Below are 23,262 nucleotides of genomic sequence, written 5' to 3' on the forward strand. Positions count from 1 at the left end.
AACTAAAATAAAGGATAAAAATATGGCAGGAAGGTTACATATTTATATCCTTTGTAAAACAGCCTCGTGTCATATACAAAAAAATCCACCCACTGAAAATCTCCAATGGATGGATTTGTAAGTTATTATCGACTAGTAACCCAAGATTTCACAAGGTCGGCAGTACCATAAACGTAATGCTGCTCGCCAACTTCGTGGTATGTTGCGCTATCGTCAACTTCCGTATGCTTGTACGGAATACGTTGACGGCGTTTTTCTGACATTGGATCAGGAAGTGGAATAGCAGATAATAATGATTTTGTATACGGATGAACAGGGTGATTGTAAATATCATCTGCTTTACCGATTTCCATGATTTTACCACGGTACATAACAGCGATACGGTCACTGATATACTTAACCATTGATAAGTCATGGGCAATGAAAAGATATGTTAGGCCACGTTCTTTTTGTAGTTGTTTTAATAAGTTTACTACTTGCGCTTGAATCGATACGTCAAGTGCTGAAATCGGTTCATCGGCGATAATAAACTTCGGATCTAGGCTAAGCGCACGAGCAATTCCAATACGTTGACGTTGGCCGCCAGAGAATTCGTGTGCATAACGGTTTGCGTGCTCTTTGTTTAAGCCAACAGCCTCTAACAGTTGATTAACTTTTTCACGACGCTCTTTTTTATCTTTGTAAAGACCGTGAATCGTAAAGCCTTCACTAATGATTTCACCAGCTGTCATACGCGGATTTAATGAAGCGTATGGATCTTGGAAAATCATTTGCATTTGACGATTAAATTTCATTAAGTCATTTTTAGATTTTTTCCCATGGACGTTCTCACCATCGAAAATAATTTCACCATCTGTAATGTCGTACAGACGGATAATGGAACGACCCGTTGTTGATTTACCACAGCCTGATTCTCCAACAAGACCAAGTGTCTCACCTTCGTATACGTCGAAGCTAATACCATCGACAGCTTTAATAGGGTTACCTGCTGAACCGAAATGCTGCTTTAAGTTTTTAATTTCAAGAATTTTTTTTGTGCCCAATTTAGTCATTTGATTGTGCCTCCTTTGCTAAATATCCTTCAATACGTTTAGCAACCGCATCTGGAAGCGGAATTTTTGGTGCATCAGGATGCATCAACCATGTTTTTGCAAAGTGTGTTTCGCTTACTTGGAACATCGGTGGCTCTTGCTCATAGTCAATAGCCATTGCAAACTCGTTACGAGCGGCAAACGCATCGCCCTTTGGAGGGTTCGTAAGATCTGGTGGTGATCCAGGAATCGTGCGTAGTAGCTCATCCGTATCGTTATCTAAGTCTGGCATCGAACCAAGCAGACCCCATGTATATGGATGCTTAGGGTTATAGAAAATATCATTAACAGTACCGTATTCGACGATTTGACCTGCATACATAACTGCAACTCGGTCGGCAATGTTTGCAACGACACCTAAATCGTGCGTAATGAAAATGATAGATGTTTTCGAATTTTTTTGGATTTCTTTCATTAGCTCTAAAATTTGCGCTTGGATTGTAACGTCTAATGCTGTTGTTGGTTCATCGGCAATTAGAAGCTTTGGATCAGCTGCAAGTGCGATGGCAATAACAACACGTTGACGCATACCGCCTGAAAATTCATGCGGGTATTGTTTATAACGTTTTTCAGGGAAAGGGATACCTACCTGCGTTAAAAGTTCGATTGCACGTTTTTTAGCATCAGCTTTTGATACTTTTTTATGTTGTAAAATAACTTCAGTTATTTGACGTCCGACCTTCATCGTCGGGTTTAAGCTTGTCATTGGATCTTGGAAAATCATTGCAATTTCATTTCCGCGTATTTTTGACATTTCTTTATCGCTTAAAGGCACTAAATCACGGCCGTTAAATAAAATTTGTCCTGACTCATAAATACCAGGTGGCTGTGGAATTAGTTTCATTAAAGCGTTACTTGTAACACTTTTACCAGAACCAGATTCACCAACAATGGCAAGTGTTTCGCCTTCTTTTAAGTCAAAGTTTACGCCACGAACTGCGTGTACAAGTCCTGCGTACGTTTTAAAGTTTATTTTTAAATCTTTTACTTCCAGAATTGTTTTACTCATTTTCGGTCACCTCCTTATTTACGTAGTTTTGGATCTAATGCATCACGTAAGCCGTCACCAACTGCGTTAAACGCAAAGATTGTTAGTGAAATGAACAATGCAGGGAATATTAAACGCCAAGGAGCGTTTGTAATGGCACCGTTACCTTCAGAAGCCATTGTTCCCCAAGATGCAAGTGGAGCAGGAACTCCAAGTCCTAAATAACTAAGGAAAGACTCTGTAAAAATAGCGGATGGCACTGTTAATGTCATTGTTACTAAAATTGCACCAAGTGCATTTGGCACTAAATGTTTTAAAATTAAATGTCCTGTGCGTGCACCTAAAGTACGAGCAGCCAGTACATATTCTTGGTTCTTAATAGATAAGACTTCACCGCGAACAATACGAGCCATTTGAATCCAACCTGTAATAGATAATGCGATAATCATTGGTACAATACCTGGTTTTAATACTACTAAAAGTACGATTACAACTAAAAGGTAAGGTATAGCTGTTAGAACATCGGCAATACGCATCATTATATTATCAACACGACCGCCTGCTAAACCAGAAATACTTCCCCATAATACGCCAATGATTAAGTCAATAACGGCAGCAGCAAACCCGATTAATAAAGAAATACGAGCGCCAGCCCATACTCGAACGAAAATATCTCGGCCTAAATCATCTGTACCAAACCAAAATTCTGCCGATGGTGGGGCATTATAAGAACCTAATTGCTCACTATAGTGGTATTGTGAAAACATTGGCACAAAGGTAGCCATTAAAATAATAGCTATTAAAGCGATTAAACCGAAGATCGCCATTTTATTATGGGAAAAACGAAGAAATACTTCCTTCCAAAAGGAGACAGATTTATTAGCTAATTTATCAGTTGCTTCATGATTGCCGCCAACAATTTTAAACTTATCTTTTTCGATTTGTTGCTGTGTCATTACTTTTTCGCTCCTTTCAGCTTAATTCGCGGATCGATTACGCTATATAAAATATCTACGAGGAATACCGCAAATAAAAGAATGATTGATAAGAACACCGTTGTTCCCATAACAACTGTATAGTCACGGTTCGTAATACTTTGCACAAAGTGTTTACCTAAACCAGGAACCGCAAAAATTTGTTCTACAATGAAGCTACCTGTAACAACATGAGCAGTTAATGGACCTAAATGAGTAACAACTGGTAAAAGGGAGTTACGTAAAGTATGGCGGAAAACAACTGTCCATTTGCCTAAACCTTTTGCACGAGCCATTTTTACATAATCGCTATTGTTTTGTTCAAGCATACTTGAACGAGTCAGTTTAGCGATAAAGCCCATATGCGAAAGTGCAATAGCTAAGGCTGGCAATATACTATAACTAAAGCCTTTCCATCCACTAATTGGGAATAGTTGGAGTTTATATGCAAGGAAATATTGCATGAGTCCAGCTAAAATAAAGGATGGAACGGAAATTCCGAGCACCGCAAAGGTCGTTGCCAAATAATCTGGGAACTTATTATGATAAAGCGCTGCAATTACACCGATTAATACACCAAATCCAATTGCTAGCAGCATAGCTTCAATTCCTAAAGTTAAAGATACCGGGAAGCCTTCTGCAATCATATCATTCGTAGAACGCGCTTTATATTTCATAGATTCACCGAAATTAAAAGTGGCCGCATCGATTAAATAATCTTTGTACTGAATATACCAAGGGTTATTTAATCCATACGTTTCGTTTAACTTTTCCTCTATTTGAGGAGGGAAATTACGTTCAGATGCAAATGGGTTACCAGGAGCAAGACGTAATAGGAAAAACGTAGCCGTTACGATGACGAAAAGCGCGAGAAGTATATACATCAGCCTTTTCAAAATATATTTAATCACATAAAACTCCTCCTTCAATTTGTCAATTATCTGACAAATTAGTGCCTTCGTATTTTAAAAAGAGCTGACTCGCGCCGAAGTGGCCACGAGGCAGCTCTCCGCTTAGAGCTTAAAAAGAAAGTATTATTTCATCTTTACATATTTAAGATGAACATCACCAGTTGGATTTGGATCAAAGTTTTCGATACCATCTTTAACTACTGACAAGTTAGTGTAGTAGTAAATAGGTGCAACTGGAAGTTCTTTCATAATGACTGCTTCTGCTTGTTTTAAGTAGTCAATACGTTTAGCCTCATCTACTTCAGCAATAGCTTTATCTAAGAAGCCTTTGTATTCAGGGCTTTCCCAACCTGTATCGTTATTACCGTTTTTAGCAGAATCGAACATTTCAAGGAATGTATATGCGTCTAGATAGTCAGCTACCCAACCCATACGAGCTACTTGGTAGTCACCAGTGTTGATTTTTTCTAGATAAACTTGCCATTCTGAATTATCTAACTGAGATGTAATACCAAGTTTTGTTTTCCATTCTTCTTGAATAAATTGAGCGATTGCAGCATGCGCTTCAGAAGTGTTAAATGAAATATTTACTTTAATATCTTTAGCATCTTTAATGCCAAGTTCTTTCATACCAGCTTCAAGAGCAGCTTTTGCTCCATCAACATCGTTATCTTTGATGTAACCGCGGTCATCTTCAAATTTAGGAACTGCTATAGGAACCATACCTGTAGCTGGTTTTTGTTCACCTTTAGTTACGTTGTCAATAAGTTTTTGACGATCGATTGCTAGAGTAAGAGCTTTACGGATATTTGCGTTAGACATAATTTTGTCTTTTGTATTGAATTTGTACCAATAAATAGATGCTTGGTCTTTGATTCTTAAAGTTTTATCTTTTTTGAACTCATCAATTACGTTAAGATCTACTGTTTGGAATGGTGCACCGATATAGTCAATCTCGTTACCTTTATATTTAGTAGCAACAGTTGCTTCTTTTTCAACCATATCAATATTTACAGTATCAACATCAACATTTGATGCATCCCAATAATCTGCATTTTTTGCAAGAGCGATAGATTCAGTATGTTTCCAATCGCTTAATTTATAAGGACCATTTGTTACGAAGTTTTCACCAGCGTCTGCGTACCATTCTTTATTAGCTTCAGTCACTTTTTGGTTAACTGGTAAATAAGTTTTGAATCCTGTTAATTCTAAGAAATATGGAGTTGGATTTTCTAAAGTTACGACTAAAGTTTTCTCATCTTCAGCTTTGATACCAACAGCATCAGCAGAACCTTTGCCTTCGTTGTAAGCTTGAGCCCCTTTAATTGGGTAGAAAATAGAAGCATACTCAGAAAGGTTTTCTGGATTTAACGCCCATTTCCAAGAATATTCGAAGTCACCTGCTACAACTGAATCACCATTTGACCATTTTGCATCACGTAAATGGAAAGTATAAGTCTTTTTATCTTCACTTACGTCCCATTTCTCAGCCATACCTGGAGTAGTATTACCTTCAGTGTCTGAAACAGTCAGACCTTCAAAAACGTTAATTAAGATTGCACTAGATGTAGTATCTGTTGCAAGTTGTGGATGTAAAGACGGTGGTTCTGAAGGGATAGTTAATCTAAGTTCTTTAGCTTTTGAACCAGAATCCTTTTTGTCGTCTGAAGATGAAGAATTATCAGACGAATCACCGCCGAAGCCACATGCAGCTAATACTAGTGAGAAGACTGCAAGGACAGTTAATAATAAAAACTTTTTGTTTTTAATCATGTAAATCCCCCTTATACAATTTTAAGCCTTTTGTGAAGCTCTTATTTAATATACCAAAAAATCATTGTGTACAAAATAAAAAAGATTCAAATTTATATAGTATTATCTGACATTTAAGAGGATGATAAATTTTTTCTATTTATCACATTAAAGAATAAAAGCGCTTTCATAATAAAAATTTGATATTTATTTGTTCTGAATATCAAAAATAAAACAAAAATACGGAACTTACTAACTATACCGAAAATTCATATTGTTTAGATAATATTATAGTTATTTTAAAAATGAGTCAAAAGTCATGTGTGGTGTTATGAGAGGTTTGTGTGGATTTGTAGATAATTGTTGCAAAAACGAGTAATTTTGATTCTTGGAAAGGCGTTTTACTGTAAAATATCAATCTCGAAGACTGAATATTTGTATCTATTAATGATATATAAGAAACTTGTTTTGTATTTATTTAAGAATATCCAGTATAAGAGAGAATAAAGAAAAAGTAGAGTATATGTATGACAAAATGTTCCTTTCTTAAAAAATAGATGTAAATTATTTAGTGAAATATATTTTTTTGAAATAATTTACACACTACATGTATATTCAATAATGTATTTATAAAGCTCTGTATGGAATCAATTATATGTTTATAGGGGATTGAACATGATAAACATACCTAATTTAAGATAATTCTATGATGTTGTTTTATGGAGAAGTCCATTTGTCTCGCTTAGGAGGAAAACTTCTACATATAGTTACTGAAAAATGTATAAGTAGAAATTACTTGATTTATTTACATGGTCAATTTTACCATATTTAAATTACTAAATGGTGGTTTTCCTGAAAATAAACAGTAAAGTAATTGTAAACTATAGTTAAAGATGGATGATTTCTTAAGAGCTAAACGATATTAGTTTCTACTACTGTCGCCTCGTAGCACCATGATTTTGCTTTCAGAAATGAGGACTGGGACAAAAACAAGCAGAGAATAAAGAAATTCTCTGCTTGAGTGTTTAAAGTTTAAATTGATTGATTTGGGTTTGTAAGTCCGAGGATTTTTCACTTAAATCTGTAGCAACATGATTTACTTGTTGCATTGTCGCTGCTTGTTCTTCACTAGCTTCGGCAATGATCTGTGTATTTGCTGCACTAGTAGAAGCGCCATGAGCAATTTCTGCAACAGAGGCTGCTACTTGTTCAGCACTTGCGGAGATTTCTTCAGAAGTAGCCGAAATGTCTTCTATTTGATTTGTCATCATATTGATCGCTTTTACGATTGCTTCAAAAGAGTTGCCAGCATCCCCGATGATTTTTACACCATCTGTGACAGATTGTAGCCCATCTTCGACAGCTTTTTCTACATTTTGGGTATCTTCTTGGATTTCTTGTGTTAAGGTAACAATTTGATTGGCAGATTGCTTTGATTCTTCTGCTAGCTTGCGAACTTCATCAGCTACGACAGCGAAGCCTTTGCCATGTTCACCTGCACGTGCAGCTTCGATTGCAGCGTTTAGTGCTAATAAATTCGTTTGATCTGTGATGGCTGTAATGACTGTAGTGATATTACCTATTTCTTCTGATTGCTTACTTAATTTTTGAACGAGATTGTTAATCGTTTGGGTAGAATTAAAAATCACGTTCATTTGTTGTTGAGCTTCATCAACTGTACTATTACCATTATTCGCCAATTCAGTTGTTGTCACTGCGCTTTGGTGAAGTTGTTGAGTAGCCTCTGCTATACGCTGTACACCAACGGCTGTTTCATCCATTGCATGGGCACTCTCGTTGGCAGCAATTGTAGCAGTAGATGCCGCATTTGCCGTCCCGTTAATTCGTACAGTTATCTCATCAGCAGAAGCTGAAATCTCTTCGATAGAGGCGGATAGTTCTTCAGCAGAAGCTGATAAATGTTCCGCATTGCCTTGAATATGTGTTAATAAACCTTGTAAGCTACTTTTCATTACGTTAAATGCTGTAGATAGCTGTCCAATTTCATCTTTAGATTGATGGGAAATATCTTGATGATATAATTCACCATTTGCAATATTATTGGCAGCAATAACGACGGATTTTAAAGGTCGCGAAATTGTACGCTGTACATAAAACATCAAGGATATTCCAAGTATTACACCAATGATGATCGCAATGATTGAGATTGTTTGTGAATTTGATACTGCTTCTTTAGATTCTTGCGTGACAATATCAAGTTGATTTTTTTGATAACTTACAATTTTCTCGGATACTGCTAGCAAATCTTGATTTGCTTGTTGGACATCGCCATTAACTTTTTGTATCGCTTCTTCTAATTTTCCGCCATCATGAAGTGCTAGTGCTTCTTCAGCGGCTTTATTAAAAGCTTCATTATATGTATTTAAATCTTTTGCAAAAGTCTCCATTTCGGATGAATCAGATTTTTCCATGATCTCAATTACATGCGAATCTAGCATTTTAGCATACTTTGTAAAGTTATCTTTATTAGCTGCTGTGTCTTCGATGAGTATTGCCCGAATGTAAAGACCTTGCATTGCTCGCACAGTTTGAATATTATCAGCTAATTCTACTAGCGCTACACGATTTTCTAGCGCATTTTCTACCTTCTTTTCAATATTCGAGAATTGAATAAACATAATTACCAATGAAATAATTAAGGTCAGGATGATGGAGATAAATCCAAAGCTTAATTTTTTGCCTACAGACATAGAAATACGCCCTTTCTAAGATGCAATTTATAGTTTATTTAAATTTAGCCATTAAGAGAGGAGGAAGTCAATAACGCTCGGAATAAACAGTTCGGAATATTCACGAGTTTTTTTAGCGTTATTATAATAGGAAACAATAGCTATAAAATCAATCAAGTTGAAGGGGGAGTGAATAGATGTATAGTACGGATTACGTGGTCATCGCCATAAAAAAGGAACACGATACAATTCGTATCGTATTCCAACCCTTTAAGACTGTTTTTTTAATTGTAAAATGACAGCTTCATCTGGATCAATGTATAAAGTCTTTTGTTCAAAGTAAATAACAAAACCAGGTTTAGCGCCATTTGGTTTTTTTACTTGACGTATTTCTGTGTAATCTACTGGAACAGAGGAAGAGTCTCTTGCTTTTGAAAAATAGGCAGCAAGCGTTGCGGCTTCTCGTAATGTTGTTTCGTCAGGTTCGCTTGTATGGATGACAACATGTGAGCCAGGAATATCCTTCGTATGCAGCCAGATATCTGCGCGTTTAGCCATTTTAAATGTAAGCATGTCATTTTGTTTGTTATTTTTCCCAACAGATATCGCTACACCTGTAGAAGAGACATAACGTTCAGGCTCTGGTTTCGTTTGTTTTTTCTTTTTTCTTCCATGACGTAATTTCAAATAACCTTGTTCTGCTAATTCTTCGCGAATTTCTTCTATATCTCCAGGAGCAGCTTGTTGTACTTGCTGAGCAAGCATTTCAAAATAAGCTATTTCTTCCTTCGTTTTTTCTAACTGTTCTTGCACCATAATAAGGGCATTTTTTGCTTTTGTGTATTTGGTGTAATAGCTTTGAGCATTTTCAATAGGTGTTTTACGTTCACTCACTGGAATGGTGATTTCCTCATCGCCAGTTTCGCTATAATAGTTAGTGACAGTTACTTCCTTTACACCTTTTTCAAACGCATAAATACTCGCCATCAGTAACTCCCCATATAATTGGAACTGGTCTAGCTTTGATGCGCGTTCGTAGTCTTTATTTAACTTTTTAGTTTTTAATATAAGTTTGTCAATTTCATTTTGTAGCCATCGTTCCAAATCACCAGCCTGCTGTTTGACACGATCACGCTCAGCTCGAGCAAAGAATACGCGGTCAAGTAGCTCATGGACATTCGGATAAATCGTTACATCTCCTTGTAAATGAGTTAGAGCGATTGGCGAGAAGTAAGTTTTATTATTTGCGATTACATACATTGGCTTTGCTCCACCATTATTAAAGGAAGCTATAAAATTTTTAAAGCAATTTACACGATCATCTGTGTCTGTTAATCGGAATAATAATTCCTCAGCATGTATAGGAGAGAAACCAGTAAATTGCGAAACAATTTCCTTAGCCGTTTTTGGTTCTGAGAAAAACAGTGTAATCTGTTCGTCGGTTACTGCTAAAGGGTGCCATTTATTTTGTGCGGGTGGTGCGATATAAGGCTGACCAGGTAAAACTGTACGGAAGCTATTTACGGATGGTGGCAAATGCTTTAGGCTGTCGACTATTTTTCCCTGCTCCTTATCTATTAATAATAGGTTACTGTGACGGCCCATAATTTCAGCATGTAACTCTCTTACAATCGGGTCGCCAATTTCATTTTTACTTTCGATTTCTACTATTATAATACGATCAAAATCGTGCTGTTTAATAGAAGAAATAAAACCACCCTCTATATGCTTTCTCAACAGCATACAAAACATTGGGGGTTCTGCTGGATTGTCAATAGAATGCTCCGTAAGGTGAACACGTGCGTAAGAAGAATGAATCGAGAAAAGTAATTTATGATTGCTTCCGTTCGCACGAATATGTAGAACAACCTCCTGAGCGTTTGGTTGATGTATTTTAGTAATCCGACCTGATACTAATTGTTGTAGGTCGGCTGTCATTGAATAAGTAAATAAGCCATCAAATGCCATATGAATTCCTCTTTCCAACGATATAAGCATCCTTGGTACTTTCGTATTTTATATTTTAACAGGTATATTGATTAACCATTTCTATCTAAACAAATTACTTAGAAGGTGCAAGGTGCAGATTTCCGTTACGGGCTACTTGCTTTCCTGCGGGCGAGCGTCGAGCCGCTTCCTCCGCTTCGCTTCGTGCAGGGTCTCGTCTGTCTCGCTTTCCCGCGGGAGTCAAGTAGCCCTTCACTACAATCTGCTAAAAATGGGCACATCTAAGCAAATTTCAAAAAAATCGCTCGATTGCAAAAAAGGTTTTCTTAATCAATACACCTTATAGTTAACTCCATTTATATGCTCATCACCATAGTATGGGGTTGATTTCCGTTCCAGCTGGGCGCTTTGTTGCTGACGCTTCGCTTTCGCACAGATAAAACATTTGCCGCTGACGCTTCGCCTCCGCGCAGAGCAGAGCTTCCTGGGGGCTTCCGATGAGCCGCTTGGGCCAACACGAAGTTGGTCACGAAGGCGTTATCACAGGACGTGATGTTCTTAGCCTTCGTTCCTCTATCGCTAATCCACGATGAGTCGCCTGTTTTTCACTTTAATCATCTTCTAGACATGCATCCATTTTAACAAATGTCATCTCTATGCTTTGCTGATGAGTTTTTTCTTATGTTTATCATAGCATTTTTTAGGTGAATATTAAAATATAGCTTCAACTGTGGTAGAATTACCTTTTGCTCTATGTAATTTTTTATGGAGAGACACGTCATAAACGACAGAGCTTATGTTATAATAATCCCAGTATGCAAAGAAGGGTGTGACGAACCTTGGTGCGTAGTATGACTGGTTTTGGCAGAGGTGTCACAACAACAAGAGACTTTCAATTAACAGTAGAAATGCGCTCGGTCAACCATCGATTTTTAGAAATTAATGCAAAATTCCCGAAAGAATGGCTTGAAGCAGAAATTTTTGCGAAGAAATTTATTTCGAAAGCTTTGTCACGTGGCAAAATTGATGTGATGGTTTATGTTAAAGACTTAGATAACGTCGAGCAATCTATTGAAATTAATTGGTCATTAATTGAAGCGTATCGTAAGGCAAAAGAGCAATTAGCAAGTAAAGTACCACTGGAAGAAAAATGGACGATGCAAGAGCTACTATCGCTTGAACAAGCGCTTATACAGGAAAAGCCACAGCTTACACCTGAGGATTTAATTTGTGCTGTTGAAAAGGCTATTGCGCAAGCACTGGAACAGCTCATTCAAATGCGTGAGCGTGAAGGGCAAGAATTGCAAGATGTTGTTGTACAATATAAAGAACAGTTAAAAGAACAAGTGAACCAGATTCGTTCTTGTGCTTCCACAGCTGTTGAAAAATATCGTACCCGATTATTGGAACGAGTTACTGAAGTGGCGAATGGAACTTTGTTAGAAGATCGCCTACTTGCCGAAGTAGCGATATTTGCAGAACGTGTGGATATCACCGAAGAATTGGACCGATTAGATAGTCACTTTAATCAACTGGAAGAAACATTACAAGAAACGATTTCAGTTGGCCGTAAATTAGACTTTTTAATGCAGGAAATACACCGCGAAATCAATACGATTGGTTCAAAAAATCAATCGACAGAGGCGGCAATTGCGGTAGTTCAGGCGAAAACAATTTTAGAAAAGATGCGCGAGCAAGTTCAAAATATCGAATAGCTTGCATGTATCTGTTATAAATTAAGGGAGATATAGAGAATAAATGATAAAAGAACGTGGATTATTAATTGTTCTGTCTGGCCCATCTGGTGTAGGTAAAGGGACAGTGCGAAAAGAATTATTTTCTCAGCCGAATACGAATTATGAGTATTCCATCTCGATGACAACACGAAATCCTCGCGAAGGTGAAGTAGATGGTGTAGACTATTTTTTCAAGACGCGTGATGAATTTGAAGCGTTGATTGAACAGGGTGGCTTATTGGAGCATGCTGAATTTGTAGGGAATTATTACGGGACACCGTTAGCCTACGTAAATGAAACACTTGATGCAGGGCGTGATGTGTTTTTAGAAATCGAAGTGCAAGGTGCTGCGCAAATCCGCCAAAAGGCACCAGATGCATTATTTATTTTCTTAGCCCCACCAAGCTTAACGGAATTAAAGGATCGTTTAGTTGGTCGAGGGACGGAAACAGCCGAGGTTATTGCAAAACGTATAGCAACTGCAAGTGAAGAGCTTGAAATGATGAGCCTTTATGATTACGTAGTTGAAAATGATGAAGTGACAAATGCTTGTGATCGTATAAATGCGATTATTAAAGCCGAGCATTGTCGTAGAGAACGTGTTGAAAAAAGATATTTGTCAATGTTGAGAGGAGAATAAATCTATGTTATACCCATCAGTAGATACATTAAAAAAAGAAATCGATTCAAAATACTCTTTAGTGAGTTTAGCATCTAAACGTGCTCGTCAAATGCAAGAGGAACAAGACACTGAACGCTTACACAAGTATGTTTCTCATAAGTACGTAGGGAAAGCACTTGAAGAAGTAGCGGCAGGTGTACTTACGAAGGTATCACAGGATGAGTCAACTGTGTACGAAGACGAAATCTAACATAAATAAGCTTTTGCGAAATTAATGTTAACGTCTGCAGTGGATTTTTGATTATACAGAATGCCGAGAGCTCCCGAGGAATTTTCCTTTGGGAGCTTATCATTTGAAAGGACGATTGTGCATGAATAAAAATATTTTACTTTGTGTTTCAGGTGGTATAGCGGTTTATAAGGCTGTCGCTCTAGTTAGCAAGCTATCTCAGGCTGGGGCAAATGTAAAGGTCATCATGACAGCATCAGCAAGACAATTTGTGAATCCATTGAGCTTTCAAGTTATGTCCAAAAATGATGTTTTTTTCGATACTTTTGATGAAAAGGATTCAAGTGTTATTGCCCATATTGATTTAGCAGATTGGGCAGATCTAATTTTAGTTGCACCAGCTACCGCAAATGTTATAGGGAAGCTGGCGAATGGAATTGCGGACGATATGGTAACGACGACCTTGCTTGCAGCAACTGCCCCTGTATGGCTAGCACCAGCGATGAATGTACATATGTATGACCATCCGGCGGTAAAACGAAATTTGGCTCAGCTACAATCAGATGGCTATCAATTTATTGAACCTTCAGAAGGTTTTTTGGCATGTGGCTATGTTGGTAAAGGACGTTTAGAAGAGCCTGAAAAAATAACAGCGATCGTGCAAGAATTTTTTTCAGAGAAGGCAAAGCCATTAGCTAGTAAAACAGTAGTGGTCACAGCTGGAGCGTTTTATGTACCATTAGACGAGCACCATGTAATTAGTACACAGTCGAATAGTCGAATGGGTCAGGCAATAGCAAAAGAGGCACAGGCACTTGGGGCAAATGTAATCCTAATAGATGAGAAAACAACAAGCGTATATAAGCTTTTTGAACAGCTTGAGGATTATAAAAAACAATATCCATCCGCATTTTTTATCCATGCAGCAAATACGCCTACAACTGAAGAGGCACCGATATTATCCGTAGAAGGAATGACCGCAATAACTTTTGGACAAAAGGTTATAGGTGAACCAATGGTAACAATTATGTCAGACAAGTGGATTGATTTTAGTGACACGGCAGAAGTAAATGGTCAAATGTGGGATGCGACAGATGCCAAGCAATTTGCACAAGCATTTTGGACATATATAGTACAGGGTGAGAAGCAATGAGTTTTTTGATTGCAGAGGTTATAGTGGATGTTTCAACTTACCATGTAGATCGTCCATTTGACTATGAAGTTCCTGCAGAATGGGCACATGTTATAGAGATGGGCTGTCGTGTAAAAGTACCGTTTGGACCAAGAAATGTACTCGGCTTTGTGGTCGGATTAAAAACTGAAACAGATGTACCATCTAACAAATTAAAGTCTATTGCGCAAATTTTAGATATTGAGCCTGTATTAACCGAAGAAATGCTATTAATGGCCAAATGGCTAAAAAACGAAACGATTTGCTATGAAATTGATGCCTTACAGGTTATGCTTCCGTCAGCGCTTCGAGCAAAGTATGAAAAAATCATAATGCTACAAGCGGAGAAAGATGTTTTACCAGATGAGGCTAATGCTATTTTTGGCAAGCGACAACAGGTTAATTTCAAAGAATTCGAGCGTGCTGAATTACTTCCTTTATTAAAGCAACTTATAACCGATAAAATCGTAAAAATTGAAAATGTTGTGAAGCAGCAAGGGAATGTAAAAGAAATACGTATGGTCAAAATTTCAGATCATCAGCAAGATATCGACAAGGCCATGGAAGGTGCAGCGAGAGCAGCCAAACAGCGCCAGCTGATTGAATGGATGGGCAGACACCTTGGAGAAATTCTTTTACCACAGAAAATCTATGAGGAAACAGGTGCATCTTCCGCGGTACTACAGTCAGTTATCGAAAAAGGAGCCGCTCACTTTATACAAGAAGAGGTGTATCGAGATCCCTTTACGAAAGAGGTTTCCCGTACTCAATCTTTACAATTGACGGATGAGCAGCACATAGCCCTAAAGGCTATTACTGGATCGATGGATGAACAGACTGCGAAAACTTTTTTACTACACGGCGTTACCGGGAGTGGTAAAACGGAGATCTATTTGCAAGCAATTCAAAAGGTGTTAGATGAAGGTAAGGAAGCCATTATGCTAGTACCTGAAATATCATTAACACCACAAATGACAGAGCGTTTTCGTAGTCGTTTTGGTGAGATGGTTGCTGTCATGCATAGTGGCTTATCTGTCGGTGAAAAGTATGATGAATGGCGTAAAATTCAACAAGGGAAGGTGAGCGTTGTTGTTGGAGCTCGCTCGGCAATTTTCGCACCTTTTACAAATATAGGTCTTATCATTTTAGATGAAGAGCATGAATCGACATACAAGCAAGAAGATTCACCACGTTATCACGCTAGAGATGTAGCGATTTGGCGAAGTGAATTTTACAAATGTCCTGTTATATTAGGCAGTGCAACGCCTGCGCTGGAATCATTTGCGAGAGCAAAGAAGGGCGTGTATGGTTTGCTATCATTAAAACAACGTGCTTTGCATCAAGCATTACCGACAGTTTTTATTGCGGATATGCGAGAGGAGCTTCAAAATGGAAATCGTTCCATGTTTTCAGAGCAGCTTGTTGATGCAATACGTGTAAGACTAGAGAAAAAAGAACAGATGGTCATGTTTTTAAATCGTCGTGGCTATTCTTCTTTTGTGCTTTGTCGTGATTGTGGAACGGTTGTACAATGTCCAAACTGTGACATCTCGTTAACATATCATCGAACAACAGAGAAATTAAAATGTCATTATTGCGGTTATGACGAGCGTGTTCCTCAAATATGTCCTCAATGCCAGAGTGAGCATATACGTTATTTTGGTACGGGAACGCAAAAAGTTGAGGAAGAAATTTACAAGCTGTTTCCTGAGGCACGGGTTCTCCGAATGGATGTTGATACGACAAAGCAAAAAGGTGCACATGAAGAAATTTTACAGGCATTTGGGGAAGGACAGGCAGATATTTTGCTAGGTACGCAAATGATTGCTAAAGGTCTTGATTTTCCTAATATTACGCTTGTTGGTGTACTTAGTGCTGATACATCTCTGCATCTACCCGATTACCGTGCAGCGGAGCGTACATTCCAGTTATTAACGCAGGTTAGCGGTAGAGCTGGACGACATGATAAGCATGGTGAGGTTGTTATTCAATCGTATACGCCAGAGCATTATGCAATTGAATTGGCAAAAATTCAAGATTACGAGCCATTTTACGAACGTGAAATGTTTTTACGCCGTCGCTCTAGCTATCCACCATATTATTATGTAGCACTTGTCCAAATATCCCATGAAGATGTCATGATGGCGGCAGAATATGCTGGACGTGCGGCAGATTGGCTCAAGGGAAATTTATCAGACCGAGTTTCCATTATTGGTCCAACAACTGCAAGCATTAGCCGTCTCCAAAATAGATATCGCTATCAATGTTTGATAAAATATAAAATTGAACCAAATCTGATTCCTGTATTACAGCGCCTTCTTGCGATGTATCGTGCGGAATGGATTAAACAGGGTATTTTAATGACGGTGGATTTAGATCCGTCGACTATATAAACTAGTTAGAATATGAAGTGGCGTTACAATTAGACAAGGTCCTAAGCCTTAAATATAGAAATGAGGAACATAACATGGCAATTAAAAAAGTTGTAGAACATCCAGCAAAGGTATTATCAACACCGTGCGCGGAAGTAACAGAAATCAATGAAGAAATTATTACATTACTAGATGATTTATATGACACAATGGTTGAATACGATGGCGTTGGTATTGCAGCACCTCAAATAAATGTAGGATTACGTGTTGCAATTGTCGAGCTTGGCGAAGAACGAGATGTTTTAGAAATGATTAATCCGACTGTTATTGTAACGGATGGAGCTGAAGTAGATATTGAGGGTTGCTTAAGCTTCCCAGGATTATACGGTGAGGTTGAACGACCTGAATATGTGAAAATTGAAGCATGTGACCGTGAAGGACGTGTATATGAGTTAGAAGCGGGAGGCTTTGATGCACGAGCAATTTTACATGAAATCGATCATTTAGATGGCGTGCTATTTGATTCAAAAATTAAACGCATTTTAACTGAAGAAGAGCTTGAAGCAATGTACGCTGAAGAGGAGGAATAATATGACTTCATTAATTTTTATGGGGACTCCTGATTTCTCCGCGCCAATTTTGCGTATGCTACATCATGAAGGTTATGATATTAAAGCTGTAGTGACACAACCAGATCGTCCAGTTGGGCGTAAGCGTGTGTTAACACCACCACCTGTTAAAGCAGCAGCGATGGAGTTAGGTATACCTGTTATTCAGCCGGAAAAGCTACGTGGTTCTGAGGAATTACAGCAAATTATTGATTTACAGCCTGACTTAGTCATAACGGCTGCTTTTGGGCAAATTTTGCCGAAAGAATTGCTAGATGCACCACCGCTTGGTTGTATTAACGTCCATGCGTCACTTTTACCGAAGTATCGTGGTGGAGCACCTATTCACCAAGCAGTTATTGATGGTGAAAAAGAGACAGGTGTAACGATTATGTATATGGCGCAAAAGCTAGATGCTGGTGATATCATTTCCCAAAAGGCTATCCAAATTGAAAATGATGATTATACGGGTAGACTATTTGATAAGCTTAGTGCTGTGGGCAGCGAATTATTAAAAGATACACTTCCTTCTATTATAAATGGAACAAATAATCGTACCGTGCAGGATGAAGCACAAGTAACCTTTGCAAGCAATATTTCACGTGAGCAAGAACGTATCGATTGGACAAAGGATGCTACAACTTTATACAATCAAGTGCGTGGTCTTCATCCATGGCCAGTTGCCTATACAACATTTGAAGATGGTAACTTTAAAATTTGGTGGGCGCAGGTTGGTAACACAACGCATGATGCTGTTCCTGGTACAGTTGTTGAGATTTCAAAGGATCATTTTGAAGTGGCTTCAGGAAATGGTACAACACTTGCCCTGTATGATGTACAACCAGCTGGTAAAAAACGCATGACGGCAGAGGAATATTTGCGTGGTACAGGTTCTAAATTACAGATTGGGGACCAATTTAAATGAGTAAAAAAAGCGTAGTAATTTGGGATGGAAATGTGCGTGATGCCGCACTTTCTATTCTGTTAGCAGTAGATAAAAATCAAGCCTATAGTAATTTGCTTTTAAATGAAACGATTAAGCGTCATAAAATTGAAGCGAAGGATCGTGCTCTTTTAACAGAAATTACGTATGGCACTCTCCAATATAAAATGACACTTGACTACTATTTAGAGCCATTTATTCGTGGTTCAGTGGATCATTGGGTGCGCTGGCTTTTACGTTTATCTTTATATCAAATGCATTATTTAACGCGTATACCACCTCATGCAGCGGTAAATGAGGCTGTAGAAATTGCAAAGCGTCGAGGTCACCAAGGGATAGCTTCGATGGTCAACGGTATTTTACGATCTATTTTACGTCAGGGTGTAGCTTCTACTGATGACATTAAAGATCCGATTGAGCGCCTTGCTATTGAAACGAGTCATCCTGAGTGGTTAGTGCAACGCTTTGTCGATAACTATGGTATTGAAGTAGCGGCTCAAATGTTACATGAAAATAATGTGCCTCCAGTGCAGACTGTACGTGTAAATACAACGAAAGCAAGCGTCGCTCAAGCGATTGCGAGTATAGAAGCGGAAGGTTTAACTGCGAAAAAAAGCGATCTAATGCCGGAGTGCTTACATGTAACAAATGGTCAGCCAGCTCGAACGAAAGCTTTCCAAGAAGGGCTTATTACTATTCAGGATGAAAGCTCCATGATTCCAGCAAATGTGTTGAATCCATCTCCTGGTATGCGCGTCTTAGATATGTGTGCGGCACCAGGTGGAAAAACTACACATATAGCTGAGATTATGAAAAATGAAGGTTCGATTTTAGCGACCGACCTTCATCCTCATAAATTAGATTTAATCGACCATAATACGAATCGTCTAGGGATTGATATAGTAGAGACTGCTCCGATTGACGGACGTAAGGCACCGGATTTTTTACAACTAGAATCATACGACGCTATTTTAGTCGATGCACCTTGTAGTGGTTTAGGTGTTATGCGCCGCAAGCCGGATATTAAATATACAAAACGTGAGGAAGATTTAGAAAACCTCCAAAAAATACAATTGGCGCTATTAGATGCTGCAACAAAAGTATTGAAAATAGATGGCAAGCTTGTGTACAGTACATGTACAGTAGATAAAAGAGAGAATGAAGGTACTGTAGAGGCCTTTTTATCAACGCATCCTGAAATGGAAGCTATACAACTAGAATCTTTACCAACAAAATTAGCGGAAAAGCAAGCAAATGGCATGCTTCAAGTCTTTCCACAAGACTTTGGCAGTGACGGTTTCTTCGTTGCCGCCTTTCGTAAAAAAGGAGAATCCAACTAATGGTGGATCAAGAGAAATTTAATGAGCGTATTAGCGACTTAGTTGTCGAAGCAGAAGACAAGCCTGTTCGACGTACAAAAAAAGAAAAACCAAATTTAAAGGAATCGGTATACTCATTACAGCTGAAACAACTAGAAGAATGGTTAAAGGAAAATGGTGAAAAACCGTTCCGTGCAGCACAAATTTTTGATTGGCTTTACAATAAACGAGTAAAAACATTTGAAGAGATGTCTAACCTTTCAAAGGGATTACGTGAAAAGCTTGAAGCAAGTTTTTCATTAACGACATTATCAACAATTATTAAACAGGAATCTAAAGATGGTACGATCAAGTTTTTATTCCAATTACAAGACGGCTATTCTATTGAAACTGTATTAATGCGTCACGAATATGGGAACTCTGTTTGTGTGACAACACAAGTAGGCTGCCGAATTGGCTGTACGTTTTGTGCCTCAACTTTAGGTGGTTTAAAACGTCACTTATTAGCAGGTGAAATCGTGGAGCAAGTTGTAAAAGTACAGCAGACTTTAGATGAAATGGGCGAACGTGTATCACATATCGTCATTATGGGTATTGGAGAACCTTTCGATAATTATGATGCGATGATGAACTTCTTAAAAGTCATCAACCATGAAAAAGGGTTAAACATTGGTGCTCGTCACATCACTGTATCAACATCAGGGATAGTTCCGAAAATTTATCAATTTGCTGATGAACAGCTACAAATCAACTTTGCAGTTTCCTTACATGCACCAAACCAAGAGGATCGTCAAAAACTAATGCCGATTGCACGTGCTTATAAGTTAGATGAATTAATGGAAGCCGTCCAATACTATACGCAAAAAACTGGCCGACGTGTTACTTTTGAGTATGGTTTAATGTCTGGTGAAAATGATTCAGTTGAAATTGCAGAAGAATTATCTGCATTAATAAAGGGAATTAAATGCCACGTGAACTTAATTCCTGTAAACTATGTACCAGAACGTGATTATGTTCGTACATCTCGTAGTCAAATTTTTGCCTTTGAAAAAACATTAAAGAAGAATGGTATTAACGTAACGATCCGCCGAGAGCAAGGTTCTGATATTGCAGCTGCGTGTGGTCAATTACGTGCGCAAGAGAGATCTGAAGAGACGAGGTGACCAGTGTTGGAATACACAGTCGAAAGTGATATTGGGTTAAAACGGGCAATTAATGAAGACCGTGCGGCATTTTTTAATCGTCAAGACGGGCTTGCACTAGCACTTGTAGCGGACGGCATGGGTGGTCATAATGCTGGCGATGTAGCGAGTGATATGGCAATGAAACAGATGGAAACCGTTTTTTTACAGGCAGAGGCACATCATTTTGCATCAACAACATCAAAAAAAGAGTGGTTATTACAAGCAGTCAAGCAATTGAATAAAAGTATATATGACTATTCTTTATCACATGAAGACTGTAAAGGAATGGGCACGACGTTTATTGCAGTGTTAATTGAAAAAGATCATTGCTTTATCGCACATGTTGGTGATAGTCGTGTGTATTATTTCTTTGAGGATGGTGCACAACAAATAACAAGAGATCACTCCTATGTAAATGTTCTGGTTGAAAATGGTGAAATCAGTGAAGAGGAAGCGTTGACGCATCCGAAGAAAAATTTCATCTTAAAAGCTGTTGGTACAGAAGAAACGATTGAACCAGACTTTTATGAAGTTGATTTAGCATCAGAATCGTATTTGCTCATTTGCTCTGATGGTTTAAGCAATAAACTTACAGTGTATGAAATGGCATCAATTATTACGTATCCAGATTCAGTAGAAGAAAAAGGACGAAAACTTGTGGAACTAGCAAATGCAAGCGGGGGAGAAGACAACATCTCCCTCGTGCTGCTCACAAGGCAAGATGAGGAGGTGTAAGTATGCTTGTAGGTAAACGAATTAGTGACCGCTATAAAATTATAGGGCTTATTGGTGGCGGTGGTATGTCTAATGTTTATTTAGCACATGACATGATTTTAAACCGTGATGTAGCGATCAAAATATTGCGCTATGATTTTACCAATGAGGATGACTTGTATCGCCGTTTTCAACGTGAAGCACTTTCTGCCACAAGCCTTACACATCCGAATATCGTTAGTGTTTATGATGTAGGTGATGATGGTGATCTGCATTATATTGTAATGGAATATGTCCAAGGAAAAACATTAAAGCAGTACATACAGGAGTTTGCACCAATTTCTCCTGCCAGATGTGTGCATATTATGAAGCAGTTAACGTCAGCAATTGCTAATGCCCATGAAAATCATATTATCCATCGTGACATTAAACCTCAAAATATTTTAATGGATGCAGAAGGTAATGTGAAAATAACTGATTTTGGCATAGCGATGACGCTTAGTGCAACATCATTTACACAAACAAACTCCGTGCTTGGAACGGTGCATTATTTATCACCAGAGCAGGCTCGTGGTGGTACGGCAACAAACAGATCTGATATTTATGCACTTGGCATTGTTTTATATGAATTATTAACAGGGGAATTGCCATTTTCAGGCGAGTCAGCTATTTCTATCGCGCTTAAACATTTACAATCAGAGACACCATCAGTTCGTGCCTTCGATGCTACAATTCCGCAAAGCGTGGAAAATGTTGTGCTAAAAGCTACTGCAAAAGATGCTTCTCATCGTTATTCAACTGTAGAAGAACTGCAAGCAGATTTAGAAACAGTTTTATCGCCAAATCGTATGAATGAACCGAAGTTTGTCATACCTGTAGATAATGATGTGACGAAGGCTATTCCGATTATAAAAGAACCAATTGTACGTCAAGACGAAGATTTAATGCAGACAAGAGCAATCGAGCCAATTACACAATCAAAGCCGAAACCCGAAGCGAAGAAGCCTGTTGAAAAGACAGTGCCTGTGAAGAAAAAGAAAAAGAAAAAATGGCCAATAGTTGTTGCTGGGTTAGTAATAGTAGCCATCGCCATTTTCCTATTCGTTTTTTTTGCAACAGATCTATTTAGCCCGAAAAAGATACCTGTACCTAGTGTGGCTAATATGACAGTTGAAGAAGCTACTAAGAAATTAGAGGCTGAAGGCTTTACTGTCGGTCAACCGCAGGAGCGTTATGACGAGGACATCGAAAAGGATAAGGTTATAGAAACAGACCCTTCAGAGGGAACGGAGCGTGTAAAAGGCACAGAAGTAGACTTGATTGTGAGTCTTGGGGTAGAAATGACGAAAGTGGAAGATTATAGAGGCCAGCAAATCAGCCAAGTTCAATCAGTGCTAAAGGATAAATTTTTAGATTCTGAAGTTAGCTATGTGAATTCAAAAGAGCCTGAAGGACGAATTATTGAACAAGAGCCGGCACCACAAGAAGAGGTAGTCGCTAAGAATACAATAATGAAATTTACGGTCAGCGTAGGTGTAAAAATGATCACCGTAGATGATGTTGTGAATTACACCAAAGCTCAAATGGATGAGTATGTAAGAAGAGAAGGCTTGACATGGCGTATTGTTCGTGAAGAAAATGATGATAAAATACCAGCTGGAAGTGTTAAATCGCAATTGACAAGAGCGGGAGCGCAGGTTGAAGCGGGCACCGCAATCGCTGTTATTTTAAGTAAAGGACCTGCAGCAAAGCCTGATAAAACTTTGGTGAAAACTGTGCCAATTGAATATAAACCGAATGAGGAAGGTTTAGAGCAAACTATTCGAATTGATATTCAAGATAAAAACCATAAAATGTTAACAACAGTTGAAACATTTACTATTACGGCTGATCAAGAGCACCGAATACAGCTTGTTATTGGAGATGGCCAGGATGCGGCCTATAAAATTATTCGTGATTCAGAAATTATTGCTGAAGAAACATTCAACTACGATGATGTTAAATAAGGGGG

General features: G+C 38.3%; 18 protein-coding genes. 11 read left to right on the forward strand and 7 right to left on the reverse strand.

Features of this window, described 5'->3' with window-relative positions; all coding sequences use genetic code 11:
- Nucleotides 1-125 precede the first annotated feature (125 nt).
- From ACQKMI_RS08250 to ACQKMI_RS08280, 7 genes are all read right to left on the reverse strand, one after another.
- A complete protein-coding gene (locus ACQKMI_RS08250) occupies nucleotides 126-1,052 on the reverse strand; it encodes an ABC transporter ATP-binding protein (protein ID WP_427488119.1) in 927 nt (308 codons plus the stop codon).
- On the reverse strand, nucleotides 1,045-2,100 hold the full coding sequence (locus tag ACQKMI_RS08255; RefSeq protein WP_427488120.1) for an ABC transporter ATP-binding protein: 1,056 nt from the start codon (nucleotides 2,098-2,100) through the stop codon (nucleotides 1,045-1,047). The genes ACQKMI_RS08250 and ACQKMI_RS08255 overlap by 8 nt, the downstream gene beginning before the upstream one ends.
- Before the next feature lie 14 nt (nucleotides 2,101-2,114).
- Nucleotides 2,115-3,035 carry an ABC transporter permease gene (locus ACQKMI_RS08260; protein ID WP_427488121.1) on the reverse strand — a complete coding sequence of 307 codons (921 nt, stop codon included), beginning with the start codon at nucleotides 3,033-3,035 and terminating at the stop codon, nucleotides 2,115-2,117.
- Nucleotides 3,035-3,964 (reverse strand): ABC transporter permease, encoded by a 930-nt coding sequence (locus ACQKMI_RS08265; protein ID WP_427488122.1) that lies wholly within the window; start codon nucleotides 3,962-3,964, stop codon nucleotides 3,035-3,037. Before ACQKMI_RS08265 ends, ACQKMI_RS08260 begins: the two co-directional genes overlap by 1 nt.
- A 123-nt stretch (nucleotides 3,965-4,087) precedes the next feature.
- A complete protein-coding gene (locus ACQKMI_RS08270; RefSeq protein WP_427488123.1) occupies nucleotides 4,088-5,737 on the reverse strand; it encodes a peptide ABC transporter substrate-binding protein in 1,650 nt (549 codons plus the stop codon).
- A 1,004-nt stretch (nucleotides 5,738-6,741) separates the two neighbouring features.
- Nucleotides 6,742-8,427, reverse strand: a complete 1,686-nt coding sequence (locus ACQKMI_RS08275) for a methyl-accepting chemotaxis protein (RefSeq protein WP_427488124.1) — start codon at nucleotides 8,425-8,427, stop codon at nucleotides 6,742-6,744.
- Nucleotides 8,428-8,676: 249 nt separating this feature from the next.
- Nucleotides 8,677-10,374, reverse strand: a complete 1,698-nt coding sequence (locus ACQKMI_RS08280; protein ID WP_427488425.1) for an Rqc2 family fibronectin-binding protein — start codon at nucleotides 10,372-10,374, stop codon at nucleotides 8,677-8,679.
- 830 nt (nucleotides 10,375-11,204) lie between these two features.
- Between ACQKMI_RS08280 and ACQKMI_RS08285 the strand changes: the two genes are divergently transcribed.
- The 11 genes from ACQKMI_RS08285 to pknB all read left to right on the forward strand — a co-directional run bounded on the left by ACQKMI_RS08285 (nucleotide 11,205) and on the right by pknB (nucleotide 23,257).
- Complete coding sequence (locus tag ACQKMI_RS08285; protein WP_427488125.1) at nucleotides 11,205-12,068, forward strand: YicC/YloC family endoribonuclease; 864 nt, start codon at nucleotides 11,205-11,207, stop codon at nucleotides 12,066-12,068.
- A 43-nt stretch (nucleotides 12,069-12,111) separates the two neighbouring features.
- Nucleotides 12,112-12,729 (forward strand): guanylate kinase, encoded by a 618-nt coding sequence (gene gmk, locus ACQKMI_RS08290; RefSeq protein ID WP_427416532.1) that lies wholly within the window; start codon nucleotides 12,112-12,114, stop codon nucleotides 12,727-12,729.
- 4 nt (nucleotides 12,730-12,733) lie between these two features.
- Nucleotides 12,734-12,961 carry a DNA-directed RNA polymerase subunit omega gene (rpoZ, locus tag ACQKMI_RS08295; RefSeq protein WP_053483349.1) on the forward strand — a complete coding sequence of 76 codons (228 nt, stop codon included), beginning with the start codon at nucleotides 12,734-12,736 and terminating at the stop codon, nucleotides 12,959-12,961.
- A gap of 121 nt (nucleotides 12,962-13,082) precedes the next feature.
- Nucleotides 13,083-14,093 (forward strand): bifunctional phosphopantothenoylcysteine decarboxylase/phosphopantothenate--cysteine ligase CoaBC, encoded by a 1,011-nt coding sequence (gene coaBC, locus ACQKMI_RS08300; RefSeq protein WP_427488126.1) that lies wholly within the window; start codon nucleotides 13,083-13,085, stop codon nucleotides 14,091-14,093.
- Entirely contained in the window at nucleotides 14,090-16,504 is a 2,415-nt protein-coding gene (gene priA, locus ACQKMI_RS08305; protein ID WP_427488127.1) for a primosomal protein N', read from the forward strand. Before coaBC ends, priA begins: the two co-directional genes overlap by 4 nt.
- A 74-nt stretch (nucleotides 16,505-16,578) precedes the next feature.
- Nucleotides 16,579-17,073, forward strand: a complete 495-nt coding sequence (def, locus tag ACQKMI_RS08310) for a peptide deformylase (protein WP_323645240.1) — start codon at nucleotides 16,579-16,581, stop codon at nucleotides 17,071-17,073.
- A 1-nt stretch (nucleotide 17,074) separates the two neighbouring features.
- Nucleotides 17,075-18,016: a methionyl-tRNA formyltransferase gene (fmt, locus tag ACQKMI_RS08315; RefSeq protein ID WP_427488128.1), complete on the forward strand. Its 942-nt coding sequence runs from the start codon at nucleotides 17,075-17,077 to the stop codon at nucleotides 18,014-18,016.
- Nucleotides 18,013-19,374, forward strand: a complete 1,362-nt coding sequence (gene rsmB, locus ACQKMI_RS08320; protein ID WP_427488129.1) for a 16S rRNA (cytosine(967)-C(5))-methyltransferase RsmB — start codon at nucleotides 18,013-18,015, stop codon at nucleotides 19,372-19,374. Before fmt ends, rsmB begins: the two co-directional genes overlap by 4 nt.
- Nucleotides 19,374-20,516, forward strand: a complete 1,143-nt coding sequence (gene rlmN / locus ACQKMI_RS08325; RefSeq protein WP_427488130.1) for a 23S rRNA (adenine(2503)-C(2))-methyltransferase RlmN — start codon at nucleotides 19,374-19,376, stop codon at nucleotides 20,514-20,516. Before rsmB ends, rlmN begins: the two co-directional genes overlap by 1 nt.
- A gap of 6 nt (nucleotides 20,517-20,522) precedes the next feature.
- Nucleotides 20,523-21,272 (forward strand): Stp1/IreP family PP2C-type Ser/Thr phosphatase, encoded by a 750-nt coding sequence (locus tag ACQKMI_RS08330; RefSeq protein WP_427488131.1) that lies wholly within the window; start codon nucleotides 20,523-20,525, stop codon nucleotides 21,270-21,272.
- 2 nt (nucleotides 21,273-21,274) lie between these two features.
- Nucleotides 21,275-23,257: a Stk1 family PASTA domain-containing Ser/Thr kinase gene (gene pknB / locus ACQKMI_RS08335; protein WP_427488132.1), complete on the forward strand. Its 1,983-nt coding sequence runs from the start codon at nucleotides 21,275-21,277 to the stop codon at nucleotides 23,255-23,257.
- Nucleotides 23,258-23,262 lie beyond the last annotated feature (5 nt).

The sequence above is a fragment of the Lysinibacillus sp. NPDC097214 genome (assembly GCF_050277945.1).
Lineage (GTDB): Bacteria > Bacillota > Bacilli > Bacillales_A > Planococcaceae > Lysinibacillus > Lysinibacillus xylanilyticus_B.

Coding starts and splice junctions, on each gene's coding strand:
- pknB (WP_427488132.1), top strand. CDS start 21,275: ATGCTTGTAGGTAAACGAATTAGTGACCGCTATAAAATTATAGGGCTT.
- ACQKMI_RS08275 (WP_427488124.1), bottom strand. CDS start 8,427: ATGTCTGTAGGCAAAAAATTAAGCTTTGGATTTATCTCCATCATCCTG.
- gmk (WP_427416532.1), top strand. CDS start 12,112: ATGATAAAAGAACGTGGATTATTAATTGTTCTGTCTGGCCCATCTGGT.
- rpoZ (WP_053483349.1), top strand. CDS start 12,734: ATGTTATACCCATCAGTAGATACATTAAAAAAAGAAATCGATTCAAAA.
- ACQKMI_RS08260 (WP_427488121.1), bottom strand. CDS start 3,035: ATGACACAGCAACAAATCGAAAAAGATAAGTTTAAAATTGTTGGCGGC.
- ACQKMI_RS08250 (WP_427488119.1), bottom strand. CDS start 1,052: ATGACTAAATTGGGCACAAAAAAAATTCTTGAAATTAAAAACTTAAAG.
- coaBC (WP_427488126.1), top strand. CDS start 13,083: ATGAATAAAAATATTTTACTTTGTGTTTCAGGTGGTATAGCGGTTTAT.
- ACQKMI_RS08285 (WP_427488125.1), top strand. CDS start 11,205: ATGACTGGTTTTGGCAGAGGTGTCACAACAACAAGAGACTTTCAATTA.
- rlmN (WP_427488130.1), top strand. CDS start 19,374: ATGGTGGATCAAGAGAAATTTAATGAGCGTATTAGCGACTTAGTTGTC.
- priA (WP_427488127.1), top strand. CDS start 14,090: ATGAGTTTTTTGATTGCAGAGGTTATAGTGGATGTTTCAACTTACCAT.
- ACQKMI_RS08255 (WP_427488120.1), bottom strand. CDS start 2,100: ATGAGTAAAACAATTCTGGAAGTAAAAGATTTAAAAATAAACTTTAAA.
- ACQKMI_RS08280 (WP_427488425.1), bottom strand. CDS start 10,374: ATGGCATTTGATGGCTTATTTACTTATTCAATGACAGCCGACCTACAA.
- fmt (WP_427488128.1), top strand. CDS start 17,075: ATGACTTCATTAATTTTTATGGGGACTCCTGATTTCTCCGCGCCAATT.
- ACQKMI_RS08270 (WP_427488123.1), bottom strand. CDS start 5,737: ATGATTAAAAACAAAAAGTTTTTATTATTAACTGTCCTTGCAGTCTTC.
- rsmB (WP_427488129.1), top strand. CDS start 18,013: ATGAGTAAAAAAAGCGTAGTAATTTGGGATGGAAATGTGCGTGATGCC.
- def (WP_323645240.1), top strand. CDS start 16,579: ATGGCAATTAAAAAAGTTGTAGAACATCCAGCAAAGGTATTATCAACA.